We start from the raw sequence: 23,183 nt of genomic DNA, 5'->3' as shown, positions 1-23,183 counted from the left end.
TGGCTTTCCTCTATAAATTGAAAGACTGTCTGAATTCTAAGGGTGAAATATTGTTTTTCATCTTGAATAACTTACTGAAAGATTGTAGGTGCTCAAAGCCAAGTTCGTACGCTATTTCACTGACAGACATTTCAGTTGTGGTTAACATTTCCTTGGCTTTGGCTATCAGCTTTTCGTGTATGAACTGCTGAGTATTTTGCCCGGTAAGCATTTTAACCAGGGTCGTAAGATATTTTGGTGAGAGATTTAATTCCTCTGCTAAATAAGCAACCGTAGGAAGCCCCTTGTGGACTAAATTATTGCTATTGAAATAGTCGGTGACTAATTTATCCAAACGATCAAGTAGCTGGTGATTTGCCTTTTCGCGCGTAATAAACTGCCGGTGATAAAACCTGTCGGAATAACCAAGCAGGCTTTCTATCTGTGAGATAATGATATGCTTGCTGAATTTATCTATATTAGCCTCACATTCCTGCACAATATTTTGTACAATCTGATTAATTATTGATTCTTCTTTTGGCGACAAAAACAAAGCTTCGTTAATAGAATAATCCCAAAAGTCGTAGGTCTTTATAGTCTTGGCCAAACTTGTATTCCAAAGAAAATCAGGATGGATATTTATCACCCATCCAGTTCTTTCAACCGGTTCGGCTTTGTCAGTAAGCGCGACACTAAAGATCTGATTAGGTGCAATGAAAGACAGAATACCTTCATTAAAATCAAATGGGTGCTGTCCATATTTAACCCTGACGTTCTTCATTCGTTTTATTGATATAGAATAGAAATCCAGCACCATGGCAACTGGGGTTTCGTCATCAATCTGAGGAACAGCACTCACATCCACTACACTGATCAGTGGATGCAAAGGTTTTGGTAATTGCCTGAACTCATGAAATTCAGTTAGTGTTTTAAAATGTTTCAAAGCATTTTTTTTATTTCCAGTATTAGCTTTCCCCGCACATGCCATGTTTCACTTTTGCGATGTGCTGCAGCGACTTCTTCCATCGGGAATACCTTGTCAATCGAAACTTTTACGTCACCCTTGTCAATTAATGCTGCAATTTCTTCCAGCCATTCCCGTCTCGCTTGATAAGCAGGGAATTCACCCTTAGCTTGTTTTTGAGCAAGGGCAACTTTGACTTCCTCGTTAACCGGGGCATCAATATTTACACTAACGAAAGTTCCACCCAACTTCAAAACACTTATAGCTTTGAGCCGTTCCGTATTATCGCGTTGCGGTGATGCTTCCACCACCAAATCAATATCACTTACAGTTTCTTCAAACTTTTGACTTGTATAGTCTATTACCTGGTCAGCGCCGAGGTGCTTTAAGTAGTCCAGGTTGCCTGTTGAGGCAATACCAATCACATATGCTCCTTTTGCTTTTGCAAACTGCACGGCGAAGCTGCCAACACCACCAGAGGCCCCCTGAATCAGCACGCGCTGCCCAGCCTTAAAGCTTCCATGTGCAAATAGTGCAGTCCAGGCTGTCAGACTCGCCAGCGGAACCCCTGCTGCATGGATAAAGTCCAGGCTCTTGGGCTTCAGGGCGAACTGGTTGGCTTTAGCCACACAGTATTCTGCGTAACTCCCGTCGCCTGGAAAATTCGCTGTGCCGTAAACTAAGTCTCCTTTTTTAAAAGCGGTTACTTCACTGCCAATTTCAGCCACTATTCCTGCAGCATCTACCCCCAGGATAATGGGAAGTTTGAGAAAGGGGCGCAGAAAGTCATTGCCTCCTTGTCGGACTACCCAGTCAGCCGGATTTATTCCACTTGCAAATACCTGAACTAAGATTTCATCTGATGCTGGTGTTGGTTGTATGACCTCTTCAATTTGTAAGACTTCTGGTCCTCCAAAGCTATGGATGCTGACTGCTTTCATTACTATTATTTTTGTTCAAAGTTATTGGGTAGTAATAAAACGCATTTAGCCATAATTCGCTTTGTTTTAATCTAAATACCGAATTTACGGTATAGTTATTCAAATAAAATTAGTAATTGTGCGTAGTGCATATAAAAGTGAATATCTAAGGGCGGGTCGTTAAGTGTCAAAAATAGGGAGTGAAATAGCATCTGCCTATGTGCCTTAGGCAATTGCGGAATTGCCCCCCCCCCGTTTTTGGTTGGCGTTACAAACTTTTTAAAATCACATCCCGTAAACGGTCTTCGTGTTCATCACCCCATTGCCCTAAGGCGGCAATCACGGGAATTACCGTCTTACCAAATTCGGTAAGGCTGTATTCTACTTTTGGCGGTACAACCGGATAAATTTTTCTCGTAATCAGTTCGTGCTTTTCCAATTCATTTAACTGCATGTTCAAAACCCTGCGTGAAGCATCGGGAATTTTGCGTTGCAGTTCGCTTGGGCGCTTATGTCCCTGATGGATAAACCAAAGCAAACGTATCTTCCATTTGCCGTATAGTACTTCACCTATCAGATCAAGACCACAGTTCAAATTCGGTATTACTTTCTTTTCATACATATCGCAAAATTAAACCTATATCACGGTGTGTGCAATAGGGAGAAATTTATCCCTATCTGAATCGTAACTCCGTACTTGTTAGGAACTAATGTACTTCAGAGATTTGCACAAAGAAACTTAAAAACAATTTAAAATGGATTATCAAAATGAGTTATCAGGCAAGATTGCCTTGGTTACGGGTGGAACAAAAGGAACCGGAAGGGCAATTGCCGAAAGACTTTTGCAAGCAGGCGCAACGGTAATTATAACTGCAAGGAATGCACCCGAAAAGGAAAACAGCAGGTTGCATTTCATTCCTTCCGATTTGAGTCAGGCAGCAGGCACACAAAAGGTAATAAACGAAGTACTATCGAGTTATGGGAGACTGGATATCCTTGTAAACAACCTTGGTTCTTCAACAACACCTGCCGGCGGCTTTATCGCATTAAATGATGAGGATTGGGAATCAACCTTACAAGCTAATTTGCTTGCTCCTGTCAGGCTTGACAGAGGTTTTTTACCGCAAATGATCAATAGAAAAAGCGGAGTTATTATTCACATCGCTTCCATACAGGGCAAATTACCGCTATACGATTCTACTTTACCGTATGCAGCTGCAAAAGCAGGATTGATCAATTATAGTAAAAGTTTATCAAACGAAGTTTCGCCAAAAGGAGTCCGTGTGCTAACTGTTTCACCAGGATGGATAAATACATCTGCATCGGTAGCCTGGTTGGGCGAAATCGCAAGAAATGCAAATAGTACTGTAGAAGCAGCTCAACAGGGTGTCATGGATGCATTGGGTGGGATACCTTACGGCAGGCCCGCCGAACCGGAAGAAGTGGCTGAACTGGTAGGTTTTTTAGTTTCACCAAGAGCCAGTTATTTAACAGGAACAAATTTTGTAATTGACGGCGGAACAGTGCCTACTATTTAATAACCTCAAAATAAAAAGTTATGAACTTACCACCAGCAGTATCAGCTTTAGTAGCAGCACAAAACAGTTTTGATAGTGTTACTTACGCAAATTGTTTTTCCGAAACAGCCGTAGTTTATGATGAAGGTAAAACGCACAGGGGACGAAAAGCTATAGCACTTTGGATTAAAGCATCCAATGAAAAATACCAATCAGTGATGAAACCTCTTGAATATACCGGGCATGGGAATTCAGGTGTGTTGTCGGCAGAGTGTTCCGGTACGTTTCCAGGAAGTCCGATCACATTGAAATTTCATTTCGATATTATTGATGGCCAAATTCAGCACTTAAAAGTAACTAGTTAAATATTAGCAGAGAGTAACTGAAGATTGGTCGCTCTGTGATTAGTTATTGCATCAGTCATTTTTTTACTTACCAAATTTTTGGTGAGGGCGGATGGAAAAGGCTGAATTTGGCTGTCATTGCCCACACGCACGCTGTATCAATGTATTAAATTTGGAGGACGATAATAGAAGCAAGGCGGGGAAACGGAATTTACTAAGAAAAAAAGGTTGTAAGTAGGATACTTACAACCTTTTTTTGTGCCCAGAACTGGATTCGAACCAGCACACCCTTGCGAGCGCTGCGACCTGAACACAGTGCGTCTACCAATTTCGCCATCTGGGCATCACTGATTTGTGTTACAGGGCTGCAAAGATAGGAATTGATTTTAATCTGCAAAATTTATTTTCTGAAAATTTTCGGACAGCCCGTTTTGCCATGATATTTCTTAACTTAACACCTATAACCAAACGGTTACACGCCTACGAAGCCCGATATGATCAATTACTATATACTGCTGGAACTGCATAATTTCGCCGCCATGGAAGATGTGAAGGCCGCGCACAGACGTCTTTCCAAACAGTATCACCCCGACCTCAATCAGGGCAACAGGGCCGCAGAAGAAAAGTTTAAGATCGTTCAACACGCGTATGAGCAGCTGAAAGACCCGGTGCGTAAACGAAACTATGATGATATCCTCCGCGCTAACATCTACCGGCAATATTATAATACCACCAGCAGCACCAACACCGGTAATAGTACTTACAGCCGCCCGCAGCCTGCTGCAGCTGAGCCGCCACCGCCATCACCGAAGCAGGTAAAACGGGACTTGTACCTTAAACTGGCCGTAGCCGCTGGTATAGTAGTGATCATTGTCCTCGGAGTTATTTTCGGAAAAGAGGATAACCTGGCATCCCGGCTAAAGGCCGGCAACCCCTCGGGCATCATTATTCAATCAGACATGAATACGACTGATCTTGGCTTTCAGGCCAATGATACCAACGATGATGTGAGGAATATCATTGGTGAGCCGGATACAAAAGTTTATGGGCAAGGCGGGCTGGAAATCTGGGTGTACAGTAAGTATACCGTGTTTTTTCAAAACGGCAGGGTAGTGGGTTGTATTCGTACTGCCAAACAGCAGCTTCGTTAGAGCGACATAAACACCATCTCTATCAGACCGTCGCCGGTGTCGTGAAAGTCCTTACTGCGGCCGGTTTCCACCGCCTGGATTGCCTGCATGCTTCTGAAGGTCTGATTTACTGCACCAAATTCAATGGTCAGTTGCAATAGCTCTCCCCGGTTGTTACGGTTAAATCTCCCCTGAATAAAATTTTCGAAGATATCCAGCAGCTCCTGATGTACGGGTCGGCTGGCAAACGGTACCGATTGCGGGTCCAGCGTGTAATCCATAATCATTTTGTTTCGCTTGTCGGGAGTGGAAAATTGTTTCATCAATCTTACAAATTCCTCATTGGTGATATAGTGTATTATGCCTTCAAATATAATGGTGGTAGGGAGATGGGAATCAAACCCGGCCAGCTCCAACGCCGGTATCAGCGAGCCGGCGTCGGCAAGGTTGTGATTTACAAATGCGACCTTACCGGTGTCCAGTCCCAGAGAATTATATAGTTCCTGTTTAATCGCCATATAACTACTGTCAACCTCAAATATTTTCCTGATCTGGTTATTATATTGGGAGAGAAGATGAATAGCGAGTGGGTCAAGCCCTGCGCCCAAAATACAAATCTGCTCATCCTGGCGCTCTATCAAACGCTTACGCAGGAATGAACGCACACTTCGTTTACGCAATTGCACCACTTCTTTAAACAGGGGATAAATTCCCTCCAGTAGTTCGCCCAGGGCACCCACCTGGCTGTAGTTGAGCCGCGACAAATACTGCTGTTCCAGTGGAGAATTGTATACCTCCCCGGCATATTGCATGATGAGGGTAGAGGTAGCCGGCACTTTATATTGTTTGCTTTCCATAAATACAGGTTGTGCAACAAGGTAAAGCGGCGTACCGGAAGTTAAATAGCGGTGATTTTTTGCCTACCTGATCACTTTGTACCTGTAATTGATGGTGATGCCCAGGGCTGGCAGATATTGGCTGGCAGCAAACCTGGTAGTATCTGTGTAGGTGTAGGTAACGGCACTGGTAACAGGTGGCTTTGTTTCAGCGGTGTAGGTGATTTTATTTACGTAGTGCTGGCTGGCGAGCCAGGGCAGTACTGTGTCCATGGGATACGGGTAAATATCTTTCACCAGTGTACGCATTAGCAGTGGATTGGCCAATGTAATAGGATATAGCGGATTTGTATTGGTGCTGTATTCAAAAGCATAATTTCGGTCGATTGGGATGCTGCCGGGGACAGTGATTTTGTACCTGTAGCCGGTCATTGCTCTGTCGTTATAAGTGTACTTGCTGTAAATAATGCCCTGCGCGCCTTTGACTGCCAGGTTCAGCTGGTTGTAGGTGTCGGTGGTATATTGCACGGTGTCATAGCCGGAAACCGTTCCATCACCCCGGAATAGGGTGGTGTAGGTAGTCATTTCACCTGTACTGATACTGACAGAATCGCGTTTGGTATGCAGCATGCTGCCGCCAATATAGGTGTAGTAATCGGCCAATTTCACATAGCCGTTTGTGTTATAAGTATAGTCAATATAGTCAATAAATTTTCGGTAAAAAGGTACAAACTCCCACCTGCGGATTACCTGCCTGGCGTCGTTATAAATCAGGGTATCCTTTGGGATGCCGTTTACGTAAATAGCGCTTACCAGATACTTGCCTGGTGAAGGCAGTGTTGGAGGTTGCGTTGGTGGTGTCAGTTCACCCGCTTCGTGTTTGCACGAGTTGAATATGACAGCGTGCATTAGCAGGATTCCGGTTAACAGTAATACAAGGTTATTCGGTTTCATTGGATAGTTTAGGGAATGCAATCACCTTAAATGCAGTGCTGTCAAATTTGAAATCCTTCATATGAATATTTCTACTTACTAAAGATAAGATTTCTGTCTGGAAGATGGCTGGAGTGGCTAAATTAAATGATGCCAGGCGGCTTACGGAATATTATGCACTCGATAAGTTAATCCTGTAACAATAGTCGCTCCCCCTCCGTTACACCCCTTAAACCACTTGTATGAAAAATGTTATTTACACAACTGTTTTGTTATTAACCTCACTATTGTTTGTAGCCTGTAAAAAGGATAAGATCGAATATAAAAGCGACTTTCAAAAAAGTTATAATGCCTGGATTGATTTTAAGAAAGCCACTGGTAATTCCTATCGTTATCAGGTCACCACAGTTTCCTGGACGGGACTCAGTACAGCCACAACCATTACGGTGCAATCCGGAAAAATTATGCATCGTTCCTATGTGGCTAAGGGCCCTGATCGCAATCAACCGTCTGCAATCGTGATATATGAACAATGGGAAGAAGAGGAGGCCGCCATCAATACAAATACAGGGGGATTCAAAGCCGTTACACTGGATGAAATCTACCAACAAGCCCAGCAGGAATGGCTGGTGAAAAGATCGGATGCTGATGTTTATTTTGAGGCAAAAAACAACGGCATGTTGTCCAATTGTGGATATGTACTAAAAGGGTGTGCGGATGATTGTTTCAGAGGGATTATAATTACCTCGATTGAAAAAATCTAGTATCAGCAAAACTGAGGTTGTAATTATTTTACCAAAAAGTAATCGATGAAATAAACGTCTTACAGTACGGGTCAAGCCTTCGTCAGGATAATTCACATACCACCTATACCGGATTTACTCCCTGTAACGTATAAACGAAAAAGGTATTATCGCCTTTTGGGAGCCCTGCATTGCCATTCCCCACATAATTTCTACCCTTGCTGCGTATTTTTTCTATATTACCCCTGCCTCTTACAGGCACTACTTAATACTATCTTATTAATACGGTGAATAATTATGATGAAAATTTCTTTTGGCCTGGCTTGTTCCGCAGCAATCCTGTTGGGGGCTAAAATGTTTCTGGGAAGCACGCCGGCGGCTTTACCTTATCCTCCTGAATTAACTGTTTCAAGATTTGCAGGCCCCGATGTAACACCCAGCCCGGCATGCCTGGCAGTAGCACCTACCGGTGAGGTATTTGTAGGGGTAGATATGATTGGCTCTTTGGGAAAAGACCCCGGCAAGGGGCGCATCCTTAAACTCATTGATACCGATAATGATGGTAAAATGGACCGGCATATTGAATTTGCTACGGTCGATAATCCACGTGGTATTCTTGTGCAGGGCAACCAGGTTTTTGTGCTCCATACAACCTTTTCGCCGGAAACAAAGAAAGCAACGGGGATGGCGTTGGTGCTGTTCGAAGATAAAGATGGAGACGGAAAGGCAGATGGCCCGCCAAAGCCCCTTGTTGAAAACCTGAGCAACACCAAATATATTCAGGAGCGCGGTACAGACCATGCCACCAATGGTATCCGTATGGGTATCGATGGTTGGATCTACATCGCGGTTGGTGACTTCGGATTTCATAATGCAACAGACCGTTCCGGCAAAAAGCTGACCATGCTGGGAGGGGGCATTATTCGTGTACGTCCCGACGGTACGGAGCTGGAAGTTTACACCCACGGAACACGAAATGTATATGATGTAGCCATAGATCCTTACATGAACGTGTTTACAAGAGAGAATACCAATGATGGTGGTGGATGGAATGTGCGTTTTTCGCATCACCTGCAGTCAGGTGAATATGGCTACCCTGTCCTGTTTCAGCATTTTACAGATGAAATCATTCCTGCGCTGGCCGACCTCGGCGGCGGCTCCGGCACGGGTGCACTGTATATGGCAGAGCCCAACTGGCCTGCTAAATTCAACAACGTTCCTATGATGGCTGACTGGGGACGCAGCATGTTGTATATCCATCGGGTGACACCTGATGGTGCCACCTTTACCCAGAAGGATGAAGAATTCATCGAGCTCCCGCAAATCACGGACCTCGATGTGGATGGTTCCGGAAGATTATATTTATCAGCATGGGATGGCGCTGGCTATTCCGGCAGTCCCGATAAAGGTTATATAATTCGCGCGGTTCCTGCAAACTGGACTTACCAGGCCTTTCCTGATGTCAGTAAATCTGATATAAACGCACTAGCCGGCTTATTGAAATCAGCCAGTGCAGTAGCCCGGTTGAGCGCATCGCAGGAGTTGATTGCCCGTGCTGATAAACAGGCAAGTGACGCAGCGCTGGCAGTAGCCACGGATGCACAATTGCCGGTGTATGCACGTGTAGCCGGCATCTATACCTACGCACAGGCTGCCGGCGAAGCTGGTATCCCTGCTTTGGTTACGCTCACCAACGATGCCGATGTAAGAGAGCATGCACTGCGTGCATTGGCAGATAGAAAGGCATGGGTGAAAGATGTTCCAACCGCCCCTTTCCTGGCAGGATTAAAAGATCTCTCACCAAGGGTACAGGCAGCGGCAATTATTGGATTGGGACGCCTGGAACGCACCGAAACAGCGGGTGCATTGCTGGAAACCAAAGTGCCGGCTTCTTTCAAAGCGCCTGTGAAAACTGCAGAAGGTCCGCATGCTACACCTAATGCTGCCATCGTACTGCCTCACCTGGCAGTAAGGTCATTGCTTGCACTTCATGCTACGGATTCAGTGGTAGCGGCTATCAATAGCAAGAACGGCACCCTGGCGTTATGGGCATCGCGTTATATGCACGAGCCTAAAGTAGTGAATGGCCTTATAAGTGCTTACCAGGTCGCAAAAACGGAGCAGCAAAGGCAGCAGATACTTGTTACACTGGCGCGACTCTACAAAAAAGAAGATGCCTATGACGCTTCCTGGTGGTGGGGTACCCGTCCCGATTCACATGGCCCGTACTATAAAGCGGTGAAATGGGAATCATCTCCTGCAATTGAAAAATTCCTCAAGTCAGTGTCGTTGAAGAAAGGACCTGCAGGACTGGCCTTTTTCAGAGACCTGGATGCCCGCAACAGAATGGATATTCCTGCTTTTGCACCTGCTAAAACTGCAGTAGCGGCTGCGTCAAACGAACCTAAGGTTGACCTCGAAAAAATTAAAAGTAAAAAAGGTCAGGTGGGTAAGTCCTCTATCGAAGATGTGCTGCTGGCCGTAAACAAACTAAAAGGTGATCCCACCAAAGGAAAAGCATTGTTTACTACACAGGGTTGTATTGCCTGCCATAGTATCAATAAGGGAGAGCTGATGAAAGGCCCGTTCATGGGGCAAATCGGATCTATCATGAACAGAGAGCAGATCGCTGAATCTATTCTGAAACCCAATGCCTCTATTTCTCAGGGTTTTGCTACTGTAATGATCACCGCGAAGGGTAATAAGTCCTACATGGGCTTTGTGACAGAGGAAACAGCTGCTAAAGTGGTTATGAGAGATATCAGCGGCACGGTAACTACCGTGAAAACCAGCGATATCGTAAGTCGCAAGGAAATGAAAACTTCAATGATGCCTACTGGGCTGGCCAATGCGTTATCGTATGATGAATTTGCATCGTTGGTTACTTATTTGTCGCAGCAGAAAAAATAAGGGGTGTTGGTGAATTTGAAGCGGTTGTATATCGAAAGGTATACAACCGTTTTGTTTAATGGAATTGCAACAAATTCAAATGGAAAAAAGAAAGGTCAGAGTCGCTTTTTATATGCGTCTTAATTATTGCCTTTCCCAGAGGCCGAATTCCATAAATGCTTCAGCCAATTTCAAATAATTTTCTTTAGTTCTATTTACCCAAATATCCATATCACCAGTTACACGTCTGTATCCATGGAGAATTACGGCATAACCGCCTACCAATATATACTCTACATTGTGGTTGTTTAATGCTTGAATGAAGTCTCTGAAATCATCATTAAAAATAACTCCCATTACTTGCCAAGTTTCTTAATAATAAAATATTTTCTATCAAGTTTGGGTTGTTCCGACATTGAAAATCCATATGCCAGAGATATAAGATAATATGCCTGACGTAAACGTTCAGCATAAGGAGTTTCCTTGTCAAATATGTTAGCTGCATCAGCCTCCTCAAACGTTTGGATTTTAAATGCAGTTCTGTCAAATTTAAAGTCTTTCATGATCAGTCCTTTGTAGTTAAAGATACAATTAAAAAACGTGTCTAATTCTGCATGTCTCTTGCGTGTCAATAAGAATAGGAGAAATCATGAAATATCGCGAAAATTGGCACTTGATAAAACTAAAAAAGGCTTGCAAATCAACGATTTACAAGCCTTTTACGTGCCCAGAACTGGATTCGAACCAGCACACCCTTGCGAGCGCTGCGACCTGAACACAGTGCGTCTACCAATTTCGCCATCTGGGCATCACTGATTTGTGTTACAGGGCTGCAAAGATAGGAATTGATTTTAATCTGCAAAATTTATTTTTAAATAACCCCAACGGGCATACGAAATATAAAGTTTGCTTACTTACCAGTAAGTAAGTAAATTTGCATTTTAATAATACGATTATCATGTCTGAAACGAGAGAAAAAATCATCTCACTGGCGGATAAGCTCATCCGGGTGAACGGCTTCAACGCCTTCTCGTACAAGGATATTGCCCAACCGCTGGAAATGAAAAATGCAGCCGTTCATTACCACTTCCCGGGAAAAACTGACCTCGGAATCGGCGTCATAAATGAAGAACTGTACCGCTTCACCCAACAAACACATAAATGGCAGAAACTACCGGAAGATGAACAGCTTAAACACTTCATCGACGTGTTTCGCAAACATTGCCACCACGGAAATATATGCCTCATGGGCTCCCTGTCTCCCGATTATAATACCCTGGCTCCCGATATGCAGCTCAAAGTACAGGAAATGGCAAACGCCATCCTCCAATGGCTCTCCGCATGCCTCGATGCCGGCAGAAAACATAAACGCTTTAAATTTAAAGGCAGCGCCGAAGACAGAGCTCTGCTTATTATAACCAATCTCCAGGCATCGCTGTTGATGTCAAGAGTACTAGGAAACACCATTTTTTCAAGGATCTCCCATCAACTGCTGGACGATATCCTTATCTAAAACTTCTATTATGAAAAGAGTAGTAGTAACAGGCCTTGGCGCCATCACCCCTCTGGGCAATAACACCGCCGACTTCTGGAATAACCTCACCGCTGGCGCCAGCGGCGCAGCCACCATCACTAAATTTGATGCCTCCCGGTTCCGCACCCGCTTCGCCTGTGAGCTCAAAAATTATGACCCCTCCCTGGCCCTCGATAAAGCTGAACTCCGGAAAACAGACCCGTTTACTCAATACGCCCTGTCCGCCGCCGCTGAAGCTATCGAAGACTCAGGCATCGACTTCTCCGCCATCGACCCATTCGATACCGGCGTCATCTGGGGTTCCGGACAAGGTGGTATGCAGACGTTTGAAGAACAGGTAACGGAATATGTTCAGGGCGACTTCAACCCCCGCTTTAGCCCGTACTTCGTACCGCGACTCATCTCCAACATGGCATCCGGTATGATCTCCATCAAATACGGCCTGATGGGCATCAACTATACCACCGTGTCGGCATGCGCCACCTCCAACACCGCCATCATGGATGCCCTCAACTATATCCGCCTCGGTAAAGCTAAAGTGATCATCACCGGCGGCTCCGAAGCTCCCATCACACCCGCCTCCGTGGGTGGCTTCTGCGCCATGAAAGCGATGTCCACCCGCAACGACGACCCCGCCACCGGCTCACGCCCTTTCGACGTTGACCGCGACGGATTCGTTATGGGGGAAGGCGCCGGCGCCCTCGTGCTCGAAGAATATGAACACGCCATCGCCAGAGACGCCAACATATACGCTGAAGTAGTAGGCGCCGCCATGACCGCCGACGCCTACCACATGACCGCCACCCACCCGGAAGGCCTCGGCGCCATGAAAGCCATGCAGTTCGCACTCAAAGATGCAGGACTCAAACCCTCCGACGTCGACTACCTCAATGCGCACGCTACCAGCACACCCGTAGGTGACCTCAGCGAAATCAGAGCCATCGCAAAAGTATTTGGTGACAAACCCAAACACCTGCATATCAGCTCCACCAAATCCATGACAGGTCACCTCCTCGGCGCCGCCGGCGCCATCGAAGCCATCGCCAGCATCCTCAGCATCCATAACGGAGTGGTACTGCCTACCATCAATACCACCACCCTGGACCCTGAAATCCCCGCCGGACTTCAGATCCAGCTGAATCATGCTACGGAAAAAGATGTGAGGGTCGCCATGAGTAATACATTCGGCTTTGGAGGCCATAACGGAATCGTTATCTTCAAAGGCGTATACTAAAAGTGTCCGATACTGGACAGTATTTGTGCTGTTTGTGAACATTGTTTTTTACATGTATACCGCGCAATATGCTGATCCACAGCATATTGCCTTTCTGGTATTTTTCTTGGTCCGTGGAGGCTGTCATCGATTACCCTAACCATCTTTCCATATGCTGAAGAATTATATCAAAGTAGCATGGCGACATATCAGGCAGAACAAACTACTGTCCATTATCAACATTTTCGGGCTGGCCACCGGAATGACCTTCGCACTGCTGATCTATATGTGGATCCTGTACGAAAAAAGCTTCGATGCTTTTCACGTAAATAAGGACAAAATTGGCATAGTAGTCCAACACGTGGAATTTAACCACGTGAAAAGCTCCCAGAGCGTGTCCCCATTGCCGCTCTACTATGAGCTGAAAAATAATTATCCGGAAGTGGAATATAATACGCGCCTCTCCTGGATCCAGGACGAAAGCGTGATCTCCGGGGATAAAAAACTGGTGAAAAAAAGCCTGTATGTTGATCCTGATTTCCTTCGCATGTTCACCTTTCCCCTCCTGAAAGGTGATGTGAATACCGTCCTTAATAATCCTAATAGTATTGTTATTTCCGCCTCCATGGCGCAGGCCCTCTTCGGTAATCAGGATCCGATCGGGAAAACAATACGGTTAAGTAGTAAGCACGATATGCTCATCACCGGCGTGATGAAAGACATACCGGAAAACTCTACCTATATTTTCGATTTTCTGGGCAGCTACGAGTTCATTATGCAAACAAATGATTTTGTTAGAAACAGTCGCAACGACTGGGGTAACAACTTTATGATGAACATGGTCCAGGTAAAAGAAAACGCATCACTGGCAGGACTGGAGAAAAAAATTACCCGGCTGATTACGGAAAAAGATCCAAAACTTAAAAACAGGATGGTAACCCTGCAGGCTGCGGCGGACTGGCACCTGTACAACAATTTTCAAAACTGGAAAATTGATGGTGGCCGCATCACACTGGTCCGCCTGTTCAGCGTAATCGGCATCTTCGTTTTACTGGTTGCTTGCATGAACTTTATGAACCTTACCACCGCCCGCTCCGCCAGGCGTGCACGGGAAGTAGGCGTTCGTAAAGCTGCCGGCTCTACCCGCCGCCAGTTGATGCTCCAGTTTTTGAGTGAGTCCATGCTCACCGCCATGATTGCCTTCGTAGTAGCGTTAGCATTATGCCTGGTACTATTGCCTTACGTACGCCATCTGGGCTTCGAGCATATCCACCTTCATTCATTTAATCTGAATATGCTGGGCATTATGCTCGCTATTTGCCTGGGGTCTGGCCTACTGGCCGGCTCCTATCCCGCGTTCTACCTGTCAGGCTTTAAACCGCTGGAAGTGCTGAAAGGAAAAGTTAACAGCGGAAAGGACTCCGGGCTTTTCAGGAAAACACTGGTAGTGTCACAATTTGTAATATCTTCTGCCCTCATTATTTGCACCATCATTGTATACCAACAAATAAAATTTGGTCAGGGAAGGAGCATCGGATATAATCCGGAAAACCTCATTACCGTAAGATCCAGCGATGACCTCAACAAAAATTATCAGCCACTGCGCAATGAAGTAATGGCTACAGGATATTTCGAATCGGTTGCACGGGCCTCCCAACCTATGACAGCCTTATATAACAGCTGGTCCGATTTTACCTGGGAAGGTAAATCAGCAGACCTGGATGTTTCACTTAACGTGATCCTCACAGAATGGGATATGGACAAAACAGTAGGCCTGAAGTTTAAGCAGGGGCGAGGTTTTTCCCAGCAATTCCCCACTGATTCCACCGGTATTATCATCAACGAAGCTGCGTTGAAAGTAATGGGCTTCAAAGATCCGCTGGGTAAAATCATCCGCCTGGGATCACAACAATTGCATGTGATTGGCGTAATTGAAAACGTGCTGCTTACCGAACCATTCAAGCCGGTAGCACCGCTGGTGATGATCTTTACAAAAGATGCTTTCAACAATATTTTCCTGCGGCCAAAACCCGGGGTAGATATGAAAGCCGCGCTGGCAGCCGTTACGCCAATATTTGAAAAATATAATCCAACGCTGAATTTCAATTATTCGTTTACGGATCGCGATTTCGCAGCGAAGTTCGATATGGAAAATCAGGCAGCGCGACTGGCGGGTATCTTCGGCCTCTTCGCCATCTTCATTTCCTGCCTCGGTTTATTTGGCCTGGCAATGTTTATGGCACAACGCCGTACCCGCGAAATCGGCATCAGGAAGGTATTGGGCGCCACCACCTCCCAATTGTGGCTACTGCTGTCCACTGAGTTCATATGGCTCGTGCTGCTGGCCTGCCTGCTGGCAAGCCCCGTTTCCTGGTACGCCATGCACAACTGGTTGGAACATTATGAATACCGGATTAATATCAGTTGGTGGATCTTCCCTGCTACGGCCATTTTAGCGCTGATCATCGCGATTGCTACCGTTAGTACCCAATCCATCAGGGCGGCCTTGCTGAATCCTGCAAAGAGTTTAAAAACGGAATAACCCTCTTCTGCCGAAGGCAGAAAAGAAGAGGGGAGCATCAAGGACCTGCGGTCCTTGATGCTCCCCTAATATTTCGGAACAAAACATAAGCCTTAGCTGCTTACCTGCTTTGCTGCTTTGCGAGAAAAAAGTTCGCTCTCCTGGCGCCAAAGGCGCCTGATAAAATATAATCAGCCTTTGCGAGAAAAAAAGTTCGCGCTTACACCGCTACGTTAAACTCGCGCAGGGTATCGTTCAGGCTTGTTTTCAGATCTGTAGAGGCTTTACGCTGACCAATAATCAGTGCGCAGCTCACCTGGTATTCACCGGCAGGGAATTTCTTGGTATAAGTACCAGGAATCACCACGCTGCGGGCAGGTACACGACCTTTGTATTCTTTAGGCTCCGGACCGCTTACGTCAATGATTTTGGTAGATTGTGTCAACACCACGTTTGCACCCAGCACTGCTTCTTTTTCCACAACCACACCTTCTACCACAATGCAACGGGAACCTACAAACACACCGTCTTCAATGATAACCGGGCTTGCCTGCAGTGGTTCCAGTACACCACCAATACCAACACCACCACTCAGGTGTACGTTTTTACCGATTTGTGCGCAGGAGCCTACAGTTGCCCAGGTATCCACCATGGTTCCCTCGTCTACAAACGCACCAATGTTTACGTAAGAAGGCATCAGAATACAACCCTTCGCGATGTAGGCACCATAACGTGCTACCGCGTGAGGTACTACGCGAACGCCCAGGTCTTTATAGTTGGTTTTCAGCTTCATTTTGTCATAGAACTCGAAAGGAGCCAGTTCCATGGTTTCCATTGGCTGAATGGAGAAATACATCAGGATGGCCTGTTTTACCCATTCGTTCACTTTCCAGCCGTCAGCTGTTGGCTCTGCAACTCTCAGATTACCTTTGTCCACTGCTTCGATAACAGTTTTAACGGCATCTGAATACACTGTTTCCTGTAACAAACTGCGGTCTGCCCAGGCAGCCAGTATCTGTTGTTGTAAATCCATCGTTTTTAAATTTTTTGCAAACATAATGCGAATTTTTCTTTCCCGCAATCCTTCGTACTAATGCCGCTATCTGCATTGCGATTCCCATCGCGGGCTTAAAACTCTCCCGGAAACTCCCTATTTTGCAGCCATGAAAATCGGATTCGACGCGAAACGCGCGTTTCAAAACAATACCGGATTGGGAAATTACAGCAGGAGCCTGATCGACTCCCTCGCGGTCGGATATCCTCAGCACGACTACTATCTCTTTGCACCTAAGGAAACCAGCATGTATAACTGGAAACGCTTTCCGGACATGCACCTCATCACGCCGCAAAGGCGGATTCATAAGTGGTTAAAGTCGGTATGGCGTAGTCGTATGATGGTGCCGGCCCTGCAAAAACAGGGTGTCGACATCTACCACGGTCTTAGTCACGAAATTCCGTTCGGAATCCATGACAGCGGCGTAAAGTCGGTAGTAACCATGCACGACCTGATATTCGAAAGATACCCCAGCCAGTATAATCCGATTGATGTGATGACCTATCGCCGTAAGGCCCGCTACGCCTGCAAATACGCGGATGTGGTGGTGGCCATTAGTGAGCAGACCAAACAAGACCTGATCACCTATTACCAGACCCCGGCCGATAAAATCAAGGTGGTGTACCAAAGCTGTGATCCGGCCTTCAGTCAGTTGCACAGCCGGGAGCATATACAGGCCTTCAAAGCCAAATACCAGTTACCCGCATCGTATTTCCTGTATGTAGGTTCTGTTATAGAGAGAAAAAATTTACTCGGTATAGTAACGGCCATGCGTACACTGGACATTACCGATCGTTTACCTTTAGTGGTATTAGGCAGTGGCGGCGGATATAGAAAAAAGGTCCTGGAATGGCTGCAGCAAAATGGCATGAAACAGGAAGTAATCTGGCTGAATGAACGGGCACGGCTGGATAACAGCGAACTGCCCTGCCTCTACCAGGGCGCCCGGGCACTGGTGTATCCTTCCCTGTTTGAGGGGTTTGGTATACCGATATTGGAGGCATTGTGGAGCGGAACCCCCGTTATCACCTCGTCAGGTTCCTGCTTTGGAGAAACGGCGGGAGAGGCTGCCCTTTATGTAGACCCGTTAGAACCCGCTACCATAGCGGATGCAATGAAACGGATCGTAAATGATGATGCGCTGGCAGCAGATTTGCGTACCAAAGGCTTTCAGCACGCACAGCTGTTCACGGCTGAAAAGTGTGCAGCAGCCATGATGAATGTATATAATAGTATAAAATAAGTAAGTGATGGAGATTTTTGAAGATGATATCGTAGCCTCGCTGGGTGCTTTGCGTAACGGCGGACTGATTCTTTATCCCACAGATACCATCTGGGGCATCGGTTGCGACGCCACTGACGAAGCCGCCGTAAGCAGGGTGTACGCCCTCAAAAACCGGGAAGAAGCCAAAAGCCTGGTCATTCTGCTGGCAGATGTCAGAGATTTACTGCATTATGTAGCCAATCCAAGACCCGATATCGCGGACATAATAGCAGGATTTGAACGCCCTACCACCGTCATATACGACGGCGCCCTGGGCCTGGCCTCCAATGTGATCAACGCCGATGGCAGTATCGCCATCAGGATAGTACAGGACCCTTTTTGCAGGCACTTGATAAAAAGATTACGTAAACCATTGGTTTCCACCTCGGCAAATATTAGCGGCGATCCTTCTCCGGCAACTTTTTCCGCGGTAAACCCGGCAATCGTAAATGGAGTGGATTATGTGGTGAAACACAGGCAGGACGAGGCCGCAGCCAGTATTGCCAGCCGCATTATCCGCATCCACAACGATGGTAGTATCACGGTTATTCGCGACTAAAGGCGTTTATTTCTTACATTTGCGCCCTGGTTTTGGGAATAGGACCTACATCAACAGGATAAATTTAATATGATAAGCAACAAGCCGATGGATATTCCCTGCTCACTGCAGGAAAGAAAAATACTGGAAAAGATAGCGCTGGCAGCTCAGGAGCTGAAAGTGCCTGCCTATCTTATTGGAGGCTTTGTGCGCGATAAACTCCTCGGAAGAAGAACGAAAGATATGGATATAGTGTGTGTGGGAGATGGTATCGCCCTCGCACATAAATTGGCTGCCAGCCTGGGCGATCACGTCCCTGTCAGCTTCTTTAAAACATATGGTACCGCCCAGGTAAAATGGAATGACCTCGAAATGGAATTTGTAGGCGCCCGGAAAGAGAGCTACCGTCAGGAAAGTCGCAACCCTGAAGTGACCGAAGGCTCCCTTCAGGACGATCAGAACCGCCGCGATTTTACCATCAATGCGCTGGCTATCAGCCTCCGCGACGAGGACTATGGTTCCCTGCTGGACCCGTTCAACGGCCTGGCAGACCTGGATGCAAAAATCATCCGCACGCCGCTGGAACCGGCCCAAACCTTCAGCGATGACCCGCTGCGCATGATGCGCGCCATCCGGTTCGCCTCACAGCTGCAGTTTACCATTGTGCCGGAAGCATTTCAGGCCATACAGGAGAATGCAGAAAGAATTCGTATCATTACCCAGGAAAGGATAACGGACGAATTCAATAAAATTATGCTTTCCCCAAAACCTTCCGTAGGCCTGGACTTATTATATAAGTCCGGTTTGCTGAAAATCATTTTCCCGCAGATGATCGACCTCGTAGGAGTGGAGATGTATGAAGGAAAAGGCCATAAGGATAATTTCTATCATACCCTGCAGGTAGTGGATAATATTGCACAGCATACCAAAGACCTTTGGCTGCGCTGGGCCGCACTATTGCATGATATCGGTAAGCCTGCCACTAAAAAGTTTGAACCAGGCCATGGCTGGACGTTTCACGGCCACGATGCCGTAGGTGGTAAAATGGTGACCCGCATCTTCTCCCGCTTCAAACTACCGATGGGAGATAAGATGAAACTGGTGAAAAAGCTGGTAGAACTGCACCTGCGCCCGATCTCGCTGACGAAGGAAAATATAACGGACTCGGCTATCCGCAGATTGTTGTTTGATGCCGGCGATGATATAGACGGACTGATGCTACTTTGCGAAGCCGACATCACCTCAAAAAATAAAGTTAAAGTAAAACGATACCTCGAAAATTTTGAACTGGTCCGTGCCCGCATGAAGGAAGTGGAAGAAACCGACAGGATCAGAAACTGGCAGCCACCTATTACCGGCGAAATCATTATGGAAACATTCGCATTAACACCGGGAAGAGTCGTGGGCGATCTTAAAACCGCCATCCGTGAAGCAATTTTGGACGGTGAAATCCCCAACACCTACGAGGCTGCTTATGCTTATATGCTGGAAAAGGCAAAATCTTACAACCTGACCCCAGTTAAATAAAATTGGTATTTTTACATTGCGCAGATTTTTAGCAACAATACGTTCTCTTGAGCGTTAAACCTTTATATATTTTATCTAACTTATAACCTAATTGTCATGCCGGTTTTGAAATTCAGAGTCTACTGGGAAGAAGATGAAAGCGTTTACAGAGATATTGCGATCAAACCTAATCAGACGTTTTTACAATTTCACCAAGCGATCCTGCAAGCATTCGAATTCGACGCTAAACATAAAGCGACTTTCTTTCGCAGTAATGATAACTGGCAAAGAGGTAGGGAAATCATCCTGGAAATGGATAGAACTCCCCGTAAAGTGGAACCCCTGCTGATGGCGGAAACACCTATCGGCGCAGCAGTAAAAGATCCTAACCAGAAATTCATTTACCTGTACGACTTTGCGAAAAACTGGTCATTCCTCGTGGAACTGATCGGCGTTTCCAAAGAAGAAAACATAAAAATTTCCTACCCTGTTTGCGTACGCAAAGAAGGACTGGCACCGAGTCAATACGGTACCAAAGGCCTCGTGGGTGATAAACTCGTGGAAATGGAAGAAAAATACGACCTCAATAAAGAGGGCATGGATGAAGACGGATTCGGTGAAGAAGGTGAAGATGACGCCAGCAGCGATCAGCAGGAAGAGCTGGGCGCTGAAGACGATTTGATGTTCTGATATGCAAAAAACTGTTATCGTCATTGCAGGACCTACCGCTTCCGGAAAAACAGCCACGGCTATACGAATAGCACAACTGTTCAATACCTCCGTTATTTCGGCAGACTCCAGGCAATGTTATAAAGAAATCAGTATAGGCACTGCAAAGCCATCTCCGCAGGAGCTGGCAGCAGTGCCTCACTATTTTATTAACTCCCACAGCATTCGCGAGGAGGTAAACGCCGGCATGTATGAAAAGCTGGCACTGCAATATTGTGAGGAAATTTTCGCCACCAACGATGTGGCAGTGATGTGTGGCGGCACCGGCCTGTATATCAAAGCCTTCGCGGAAGGCATCGACGAAATGCCGGAAATTCCGGCAGCAGTGCGACAATCCATCACAAACCAATACGCCGAAAAAGGAATATCGTGGCTGCAGGAGGAACTGCAGCGCCGCGACCCGGACTTCTACGCCGGCGCAGAAATCCATAACCCCGCACGCCTCATGCGGGCGCTGGAAGTCCTCGAAGCCACCGGCCAATCCATCAGCGTTTTCCGAACCGCCACCAAAAGGCAGCGGGACTTTCGTATCATTAAGATAGGCTTACATCTCCCTAAAGAAATACTACACGATAATATTAACCGACGTGTAGACATGATGGTGAGTGCCGGACTTGTAGACGAAGTGCGGGCTGTGCTTGCATTCCGCAACCACAACGCCCTGCGCACCGTTGGCTACACAGAAATATTCAACTATCTTGATGGCAACCTGACACTGCCACAGGCCATTGAGGATATTAAAGTCCACACCCGCCAATATGCCAAACGCCAGCTGACCTGGTTTAGGAAAGACCCGGGATATCAATGGTTTGATGCAAGGGAAGGGGAACAGATAGATGCATGGCTGCAGCAGCAGATGGATACCTGACCAACTGCGTGTAACCATTACAGTAGAATACCTTGAAAATAAAAGCCGGTACTGCAATCGCAGCACCGGCTTCTCTATAAATAGTCTGAATACTAAAATTTAAACCCTATTGTACCCATGATATTGCTGCGCTTGAAATCCAGCAATGCTGCAGGAGGATAAGTGTTAGCATCATTGGTAGAATACAGCTGGTAGTAGTCTTTTCCTTGGGTATAGCTGTAAGTAACGTCAAAGTATATACCTTTTGTACGTACGCCCAGGCCACCGCTGTAGGTCTTACGGGAAGCATCAATGCCCATATTATAGCTGTCGTTGGAATATGGATTACCATAGTAAGCAAAACCTCCTCTGGCAGCGAATATTCTCGCAAACTTCACTTCCGCACCTGCCTTGAAATTGGACGCTGCTTTGTACAGGAAGCCGATGGTTTGATTGATGCCACCTTCATAGCCTTTGTCCGCATCCTCAAATCTGTATTTGGAGGAACTGTGATTCACATATTCGTAGTCGGCTGCGAGGAAGCCCGTTACCGCATCCGCGTCCTGGAGGTTTCCGAAGAAGTAGGACGCACCTGCGCTTGCACGCAGGGGAGCCGTCATGTTATAGCTGTAATCTTCGCCGGCGCCGCTGGACGACTGCTTACCTTTCCAGCCCTCCGTGTTGGAAGTCAGGTCAGCGCTGGTAGCGATGCTCATGCTGTAAATAGTAGGCAGGCGCAGGGAACCACCAATTCTGAAACGGTCGGTGATTTTATAGAGGATACCAAGCGTTCCGCTGAAACCAAGACCGTTGATGGTAGTGTATTGTTTATAATCGAAATAACCAAAGTCGTTATTCTGGTTGCCGGTATTGTCATCCTCAGAAACAGAGAGCGTTTCCTTGTAGGTAATACTAGGAAGGTTTAAGCTCACACCGAGATAGAGCCTGTCGCCGTAGTTGGTACCAAGGGAGAATACGTAATCGTTGATACCGCCTTTGGTATCGATCTGGGCGCGCTGATAGATGCTTTCCATTACGCCGCCAGCGCCGGTAGGCATGGCCAGGGAAATCCATTTGCCATTGTCTTCCACGAGCAGCGCCTGGTTGTAGGCCAGTGCTGAGCCGATAGAGCCGTAGTCAGGATTATAGCTGCTGGGTTCAGATTCTTCTCTCCAGGGTTCTGTATAGGAGGTGTAGTCCGTTACGCCGCCAATTCTTACCTGGTTGTTGAAATTAGCGCTGCGGTTCATACCGAGGCCAAAGGACCAGTTATTCCAGGTATTGGAGCCGCTGTTGGTGTTGGTCACGAACACCACACCGATATTAGGAATCTGAAAATTGGATTTACTGCCTTTTACATCCAGTGGGTCTACCATGGGGAGGTAGGAGGATGAATTTTTAGAGGTGGCCACACCACCTGAAATCAGAAATTCTCCGGTTTTAAAAATACCGATACCGGCTGGGTTGGTAAATGCGGATGAAAAGTCACCTCCGAGTCCTACCGATACGCCTCCTAATGCCTGTGTTCTGGCTGTTCCGCTGGGTTGCTGGTTGGTGAACAACAATGCTTGTTCAGCTGATTGGGCCATGGCGGAAACAGATAAAAACAACCCTCCGAGTAGAGGATAGATGCTCTTGATCATAAATTAAAACTTAAAATGAGATGTGCTTGCAGGTAATGATTGCTGACAAACGCTTTAGTTGGCTAAAAACGTTCCCTAA

22 protein-coding genes and 2 tRNA genes are annotated in these 23,183 nt (G+C 46.4%); 13 read left to right on the top strand and 11 right to left on the bottom strand.

The features are described from left to right. Positions 1-10 precede the first annotated feature (10 nt). From BUB18_RS11860 to BUB18_RS11850, 3 genes are all read right to left on the bottom strand, one after another. Complete coding sequence (locus BUB18_RS11860; RefSeq protein ID WP_073081376.1) at positions 11-922, bottom strand: helix-turn-helix domain-containing protein; 912 nt, start codon at positions 920-922, stop codon at positions 11-13. Next, complete coding sequence (locus BUB18_RS11855; protein ID WP_073080994.1) at positions 919-1,884, bottom strand: NADP-dependent oxidoreductase; 966 nt, start codon at positions 1,882-1,884, stop codon at positions 919-921. Before BUB18_RS11855 ends, BUB18_RS11860 begins: the two co-directional genes overlap by 4 nt. A 247-nt stretch (positions 1,885-2,131) precedes the next feature. Further along, a complete protein-coding gene (locus BUB18_RS11850; RefSeq protein ID WP_073080993.1) occupies positions 2,132-2,485 on the bottom strand; it encodes a winged helix-turn-helix transcriptional regulator in 354 nt (117 codons plus the stop codon). Positions 2,486-2,618: 133 nt separating this feature from the next. On the opposite strand from BUB18_RS11850, the gene BUB18_RS11845 reads away from it, so the two are divergent. Continuing rightward, entirely contained in the window at positions 2,619-3,401 is a 783-nt protein-coding gene (locus BUB18_RS11845; protein ID WP_073080991.1) for an SDR family oxidoreductase, read from the top strand. A gap of 20 nt (positions 3,402-3,421) precedes the next feature. Beyond that, positions 3,422-3,745: a nuclear transport factor 2 family protein gene (locus BUB18_RS11840; RefSeq protein ID WP_073080989.1), complete on the top strand. Its 324-nt coding sequence runs from the start codon at positions 3,422-3,424 to the stop codon at positions 3,743-3,745. 238 nt (positions 3,746-3,983) lie between these two features. Here the strand turns inward: BUB18_RS11840 and BUB18_RS11835 are convergent. Further along, positions 3,984-4,067: transfer RNA gene (locus BUB18_RS11835), tRNA-Leu, on the bottom strand. 151 nt (positions 4,068-4,218) lie between these two features. Here BUB18_RS11835 and BUB18_RS11830 point away from each other — a divergent pair. Continuing rightward, positions 4,219-4,875 carry a J domain-containing protein gene (locus BUB18_RS11830; RefSeq protein WP_073080987.1) on the top strand — a complete coding sequence of 219 codons (657 nt, stop codon included), beginning with the start codon at positions 4,219-4,221 and terminating at the stop codon, positions 4,873-4,875. Here BUB18_RS11830 and BUB18_RS11825 read toward each other — a convergent pair. Together BUB18_RS11825 and BUB18_RS11820 are read right to left on the bottom strand one after the other, a co-directional pair. Beyond that, positions 4,872-5,711 carry a class I SAM-dependent methyltransferase gene (locus BUB18_RS11825; protein ID WP_073080985.1) on the bottom strand — a complete coding sequence of 280 codons (840 nt, stop codon included), beginning with the start codon at positions 5,709-5,711 and terminating at the stop codon, positions 4,872-4,874. The genes BUB18_RS11830 and BUB18_RS11825 overlap by 4 nt on opposite strands. A 63-nt stretch (positions 5,712-5,774) precedes the next feature. Next, positions 5,775-6,644: a hypothetical protein gene (locus BUB18_RS11820; protein WP_073080983.1), complete on the bottom strand. Its 870-nt coding sequence runs from the start codon at positions 6,642-6,644 to the stop codon at positions 5,775-5,777. A gap of 221 nt (positions 6,645-6,865) precedes the next feature. Between BUB18_RS11820 and BUB18_RS11815 the strand changes: the two genes are divergently transcribed. Then, positions 6,866-7,387: a hypothetical protein gene (locus tag BUB18_RS11815; protein WP_073080982.1), complete on the top strand. Its 522-nt coding sequence runs from the start codon at positions 6,866-6,868 to the stop codon at positions 7,385-7,387. Between the two features lie 276 nt (positions 7,388-7,663). Next, positions 7,664-10,276: a DUF7133 domain-containing protein gene (locus BUB18_RS11810; RefSeq protein ID WP_073080981.1), complete on the top strand. Its 2,613-nt coding sequence runs from the start codon at positions 7,664-7,666 to the stop codon at positions 10,274-10,276. A 123-nt stretch (positions 10,277-10,399) separates the two neighbouring features. Here BUB18_RS11810 and BUB18_RS11805 read toward each other — a convergent pair whose 3' ends face one another. The 3 genes from BUB18_RS11805 to BUB18_RS11795 all read right to left on the bottom strand — a co-directional run bounded on the left by BUB18_RS11805 (position 10,400) and on the right by BUB18_RS11795 (position 11,063). Beyond that, positions 10,400-10,612, bottom strand: coding sequence for a hypothetical protein (locus BUB18_RS11805; protein ID WP_073080980.1), 213 nt, complete (start codon positions 10,610-10,612; stop codon positions 10,400-10,402). Beyond that, the gene (locus BUB18_RS11800) at positions 10,612-10,818 is read right to left on the bottom strand and encodes a hypothetical protein (protein WP_073080979.1); all 207 of its coding nucleotides are present in this window, start codon (positions 10,816-10,818) and stop codon (positions 10,612-10,614) included. Before BUB18_RS11800 ends, BUB18_RS11805 begins: the two co-directional genes overlap by 1 nt. A 161-nt stretch (positions 10,819-10,979) precedes the next feature. Continuing rightward, positions 10,980-11,063, bottom strand: a tRNA-Leu gene (locus BUB18_RS11795). Between the two features lie 150 nt (positions 11,064-11,213). Here BUB18_RS11795 and BUB18_RS11790 point away from each other — a divergent pair. The 3 genes from BUB18_RS11790 to BUB18_RS11780 all read left to right on the top strand — a co-directional run bounded on the left by BUB18_RS11790 (position 11,214) and on the right by BUB18_RS11780 (position 15,544). Then, a complete protein-coding gene (locus BUB18_RS11790; RefSeq protein ID WP_073080978.1) occupies positions 11,214-11,768 on the top strand; it encodes a TetR/AcrR family transcriptional regulator in 555 nt (184 codons plus the stop codon). A gap of 10 nt (positions 11,769-11,778) precedes the next feature. Then, on the top strand, positions 11,779-13,023 hold the full coding sequence (gene fabF / locus BUB18_RS11785) for a beta-ketoacyl-ACP synthase II (protein ID WP_073080977.1): 1,245 nt from the start codon (positions 11,779-11,781) through the stop codon (positions 13,021-13,023). 151 nt (positions 13,024-13,174) lie between these two features. Then, positions 13,175-15,544 carry an ABC transporter permease gene (locus BUB18_RS11780; RefSeq protein WP_073080976.1) on the top strand — a complete coding sequence of 790 codons (2,370 nt, stop codon included), beginning with the start codon at positions 13,175-13,177 and terminating at the stop codon, positions 15,542-15,544. Between the two features lie 199 nt (positions 15,545-15,743). Here BUB18_RS11780 and BUB18_RS11775 read toward each other — a convergent pair whose 3' ends face one another. Then, positions 15,744-16,556: a 2,3,4,5-tetrahydropyridine-2,6-dicarboxylate N-succinyltransferase gene (locus BUB18_RS11775; protein WP_073081374.1), complete on the bottom strand. Its 813-nt coding sequence runs from the start codon at positions 16,554-16,556 to the stop codon at positions 15,744-15,746. A gap of 130 nt (positions 16,557-16,686) precedes the next feature. Here BUB18_RS11775 and BUB18_RS11770 point away from each other — a divergent pair, with 130 nt between their 5' ends. From BUB18_RS11770 to miaA, 5 genes are all read left to right on the top strand, one after another. After that, on the top strand, positions 16,687-17,820 hold the full coding sequence (locus BUB18_RS11770; RefSeq protein ID WP_073080975.1) for a glycosyltransferase family 4 protein: 1,134 nt from the start codon (positions 16,687-16,689) through the stop codon (positions 17,818-17,820). A 7-nt stretch (positions 17,821-17,827) separates the two neighbouring features. Next, a complete protein-coding gene (locus BUB18_RS11765) occupies positions 17,828-18,400 on the top strand; it encodes an L-threonylcarbamoyladenylate synthase (protein ID WP_073080974.1) in 573 nt (190 codons plus the stop codon). A 69-nt stretch (positions 18,401-18,469) separates the two neighbouring features. Next, positions 18,470-19,906, top strand: a complete 1,437-nt coding sequence (locus BUB18_RS11760) for a CCA tRNA nucleotidyltransferase (protein WP_245805656.1) — start codon at positions 18,470-18,472, stop codon at positions 19,904-19,906. A 96-nt stretch (positions 19,907-20,002) separates the two neighbouring features. Next, on the top strand, positions 20,003-20,575 hold the full coding sequence (locus tag BUB18_RS11755; RefSeq protein WP_073080973.1) for an IS1096 element passenger TnpR family protein: 573 nt from the start codon (positions 20,003-20,005) through the stop codon (positions 20,573-20,575). Position 20,576: 1 nt separating this feature from the next. After that, the gene (gene miaA / locus BUB18_RS11750) at positions 20,577-21,482 is read left to right on the top strand and encodes a tRNA (adenosine(37)-N6)-dimethylallyltransferase MiaA (protein ID WP_073080972.1); all 906 of its coding nucleotides are present in this window, start codon (positions 20,577-20,579) and stop codon (positions 21,480-21,482) included. 92 nt (positions 21,483-21,574) lie between these two features. On the opposite strand, the gene BUB18_RS11745 is transcribed toward miaA, so the two are convergent. After that, positions 21,575-23,104: an OmpP1/FadL family transporter gene (locus tag BUB18_RS11745; protein WP_143159915.1), complete on the bottom strand. Its 1,530-nt coding sequence runs from the start codon at positions 23,102-23,104 to the stop codon at positions 21,575-21,577. Positions 23,105-23,183 lie beyond the last annotated feature (79 nt).

The sequence above is a fragment of the Chitinophaga jiangningensis genome (genome assembly GCF_900142605.1).
In the GTDB taxonomy this organism is placed as follows: Bacteria; Bacteroidota; Bacteroidia; order Chitinophagales; family Chitinophagaceae; genus Chitinophaga; species Chitinophaga jiangningensis.
This window is presented reverse-complemented; position numbering and strand designations above follow the sequence as displayed.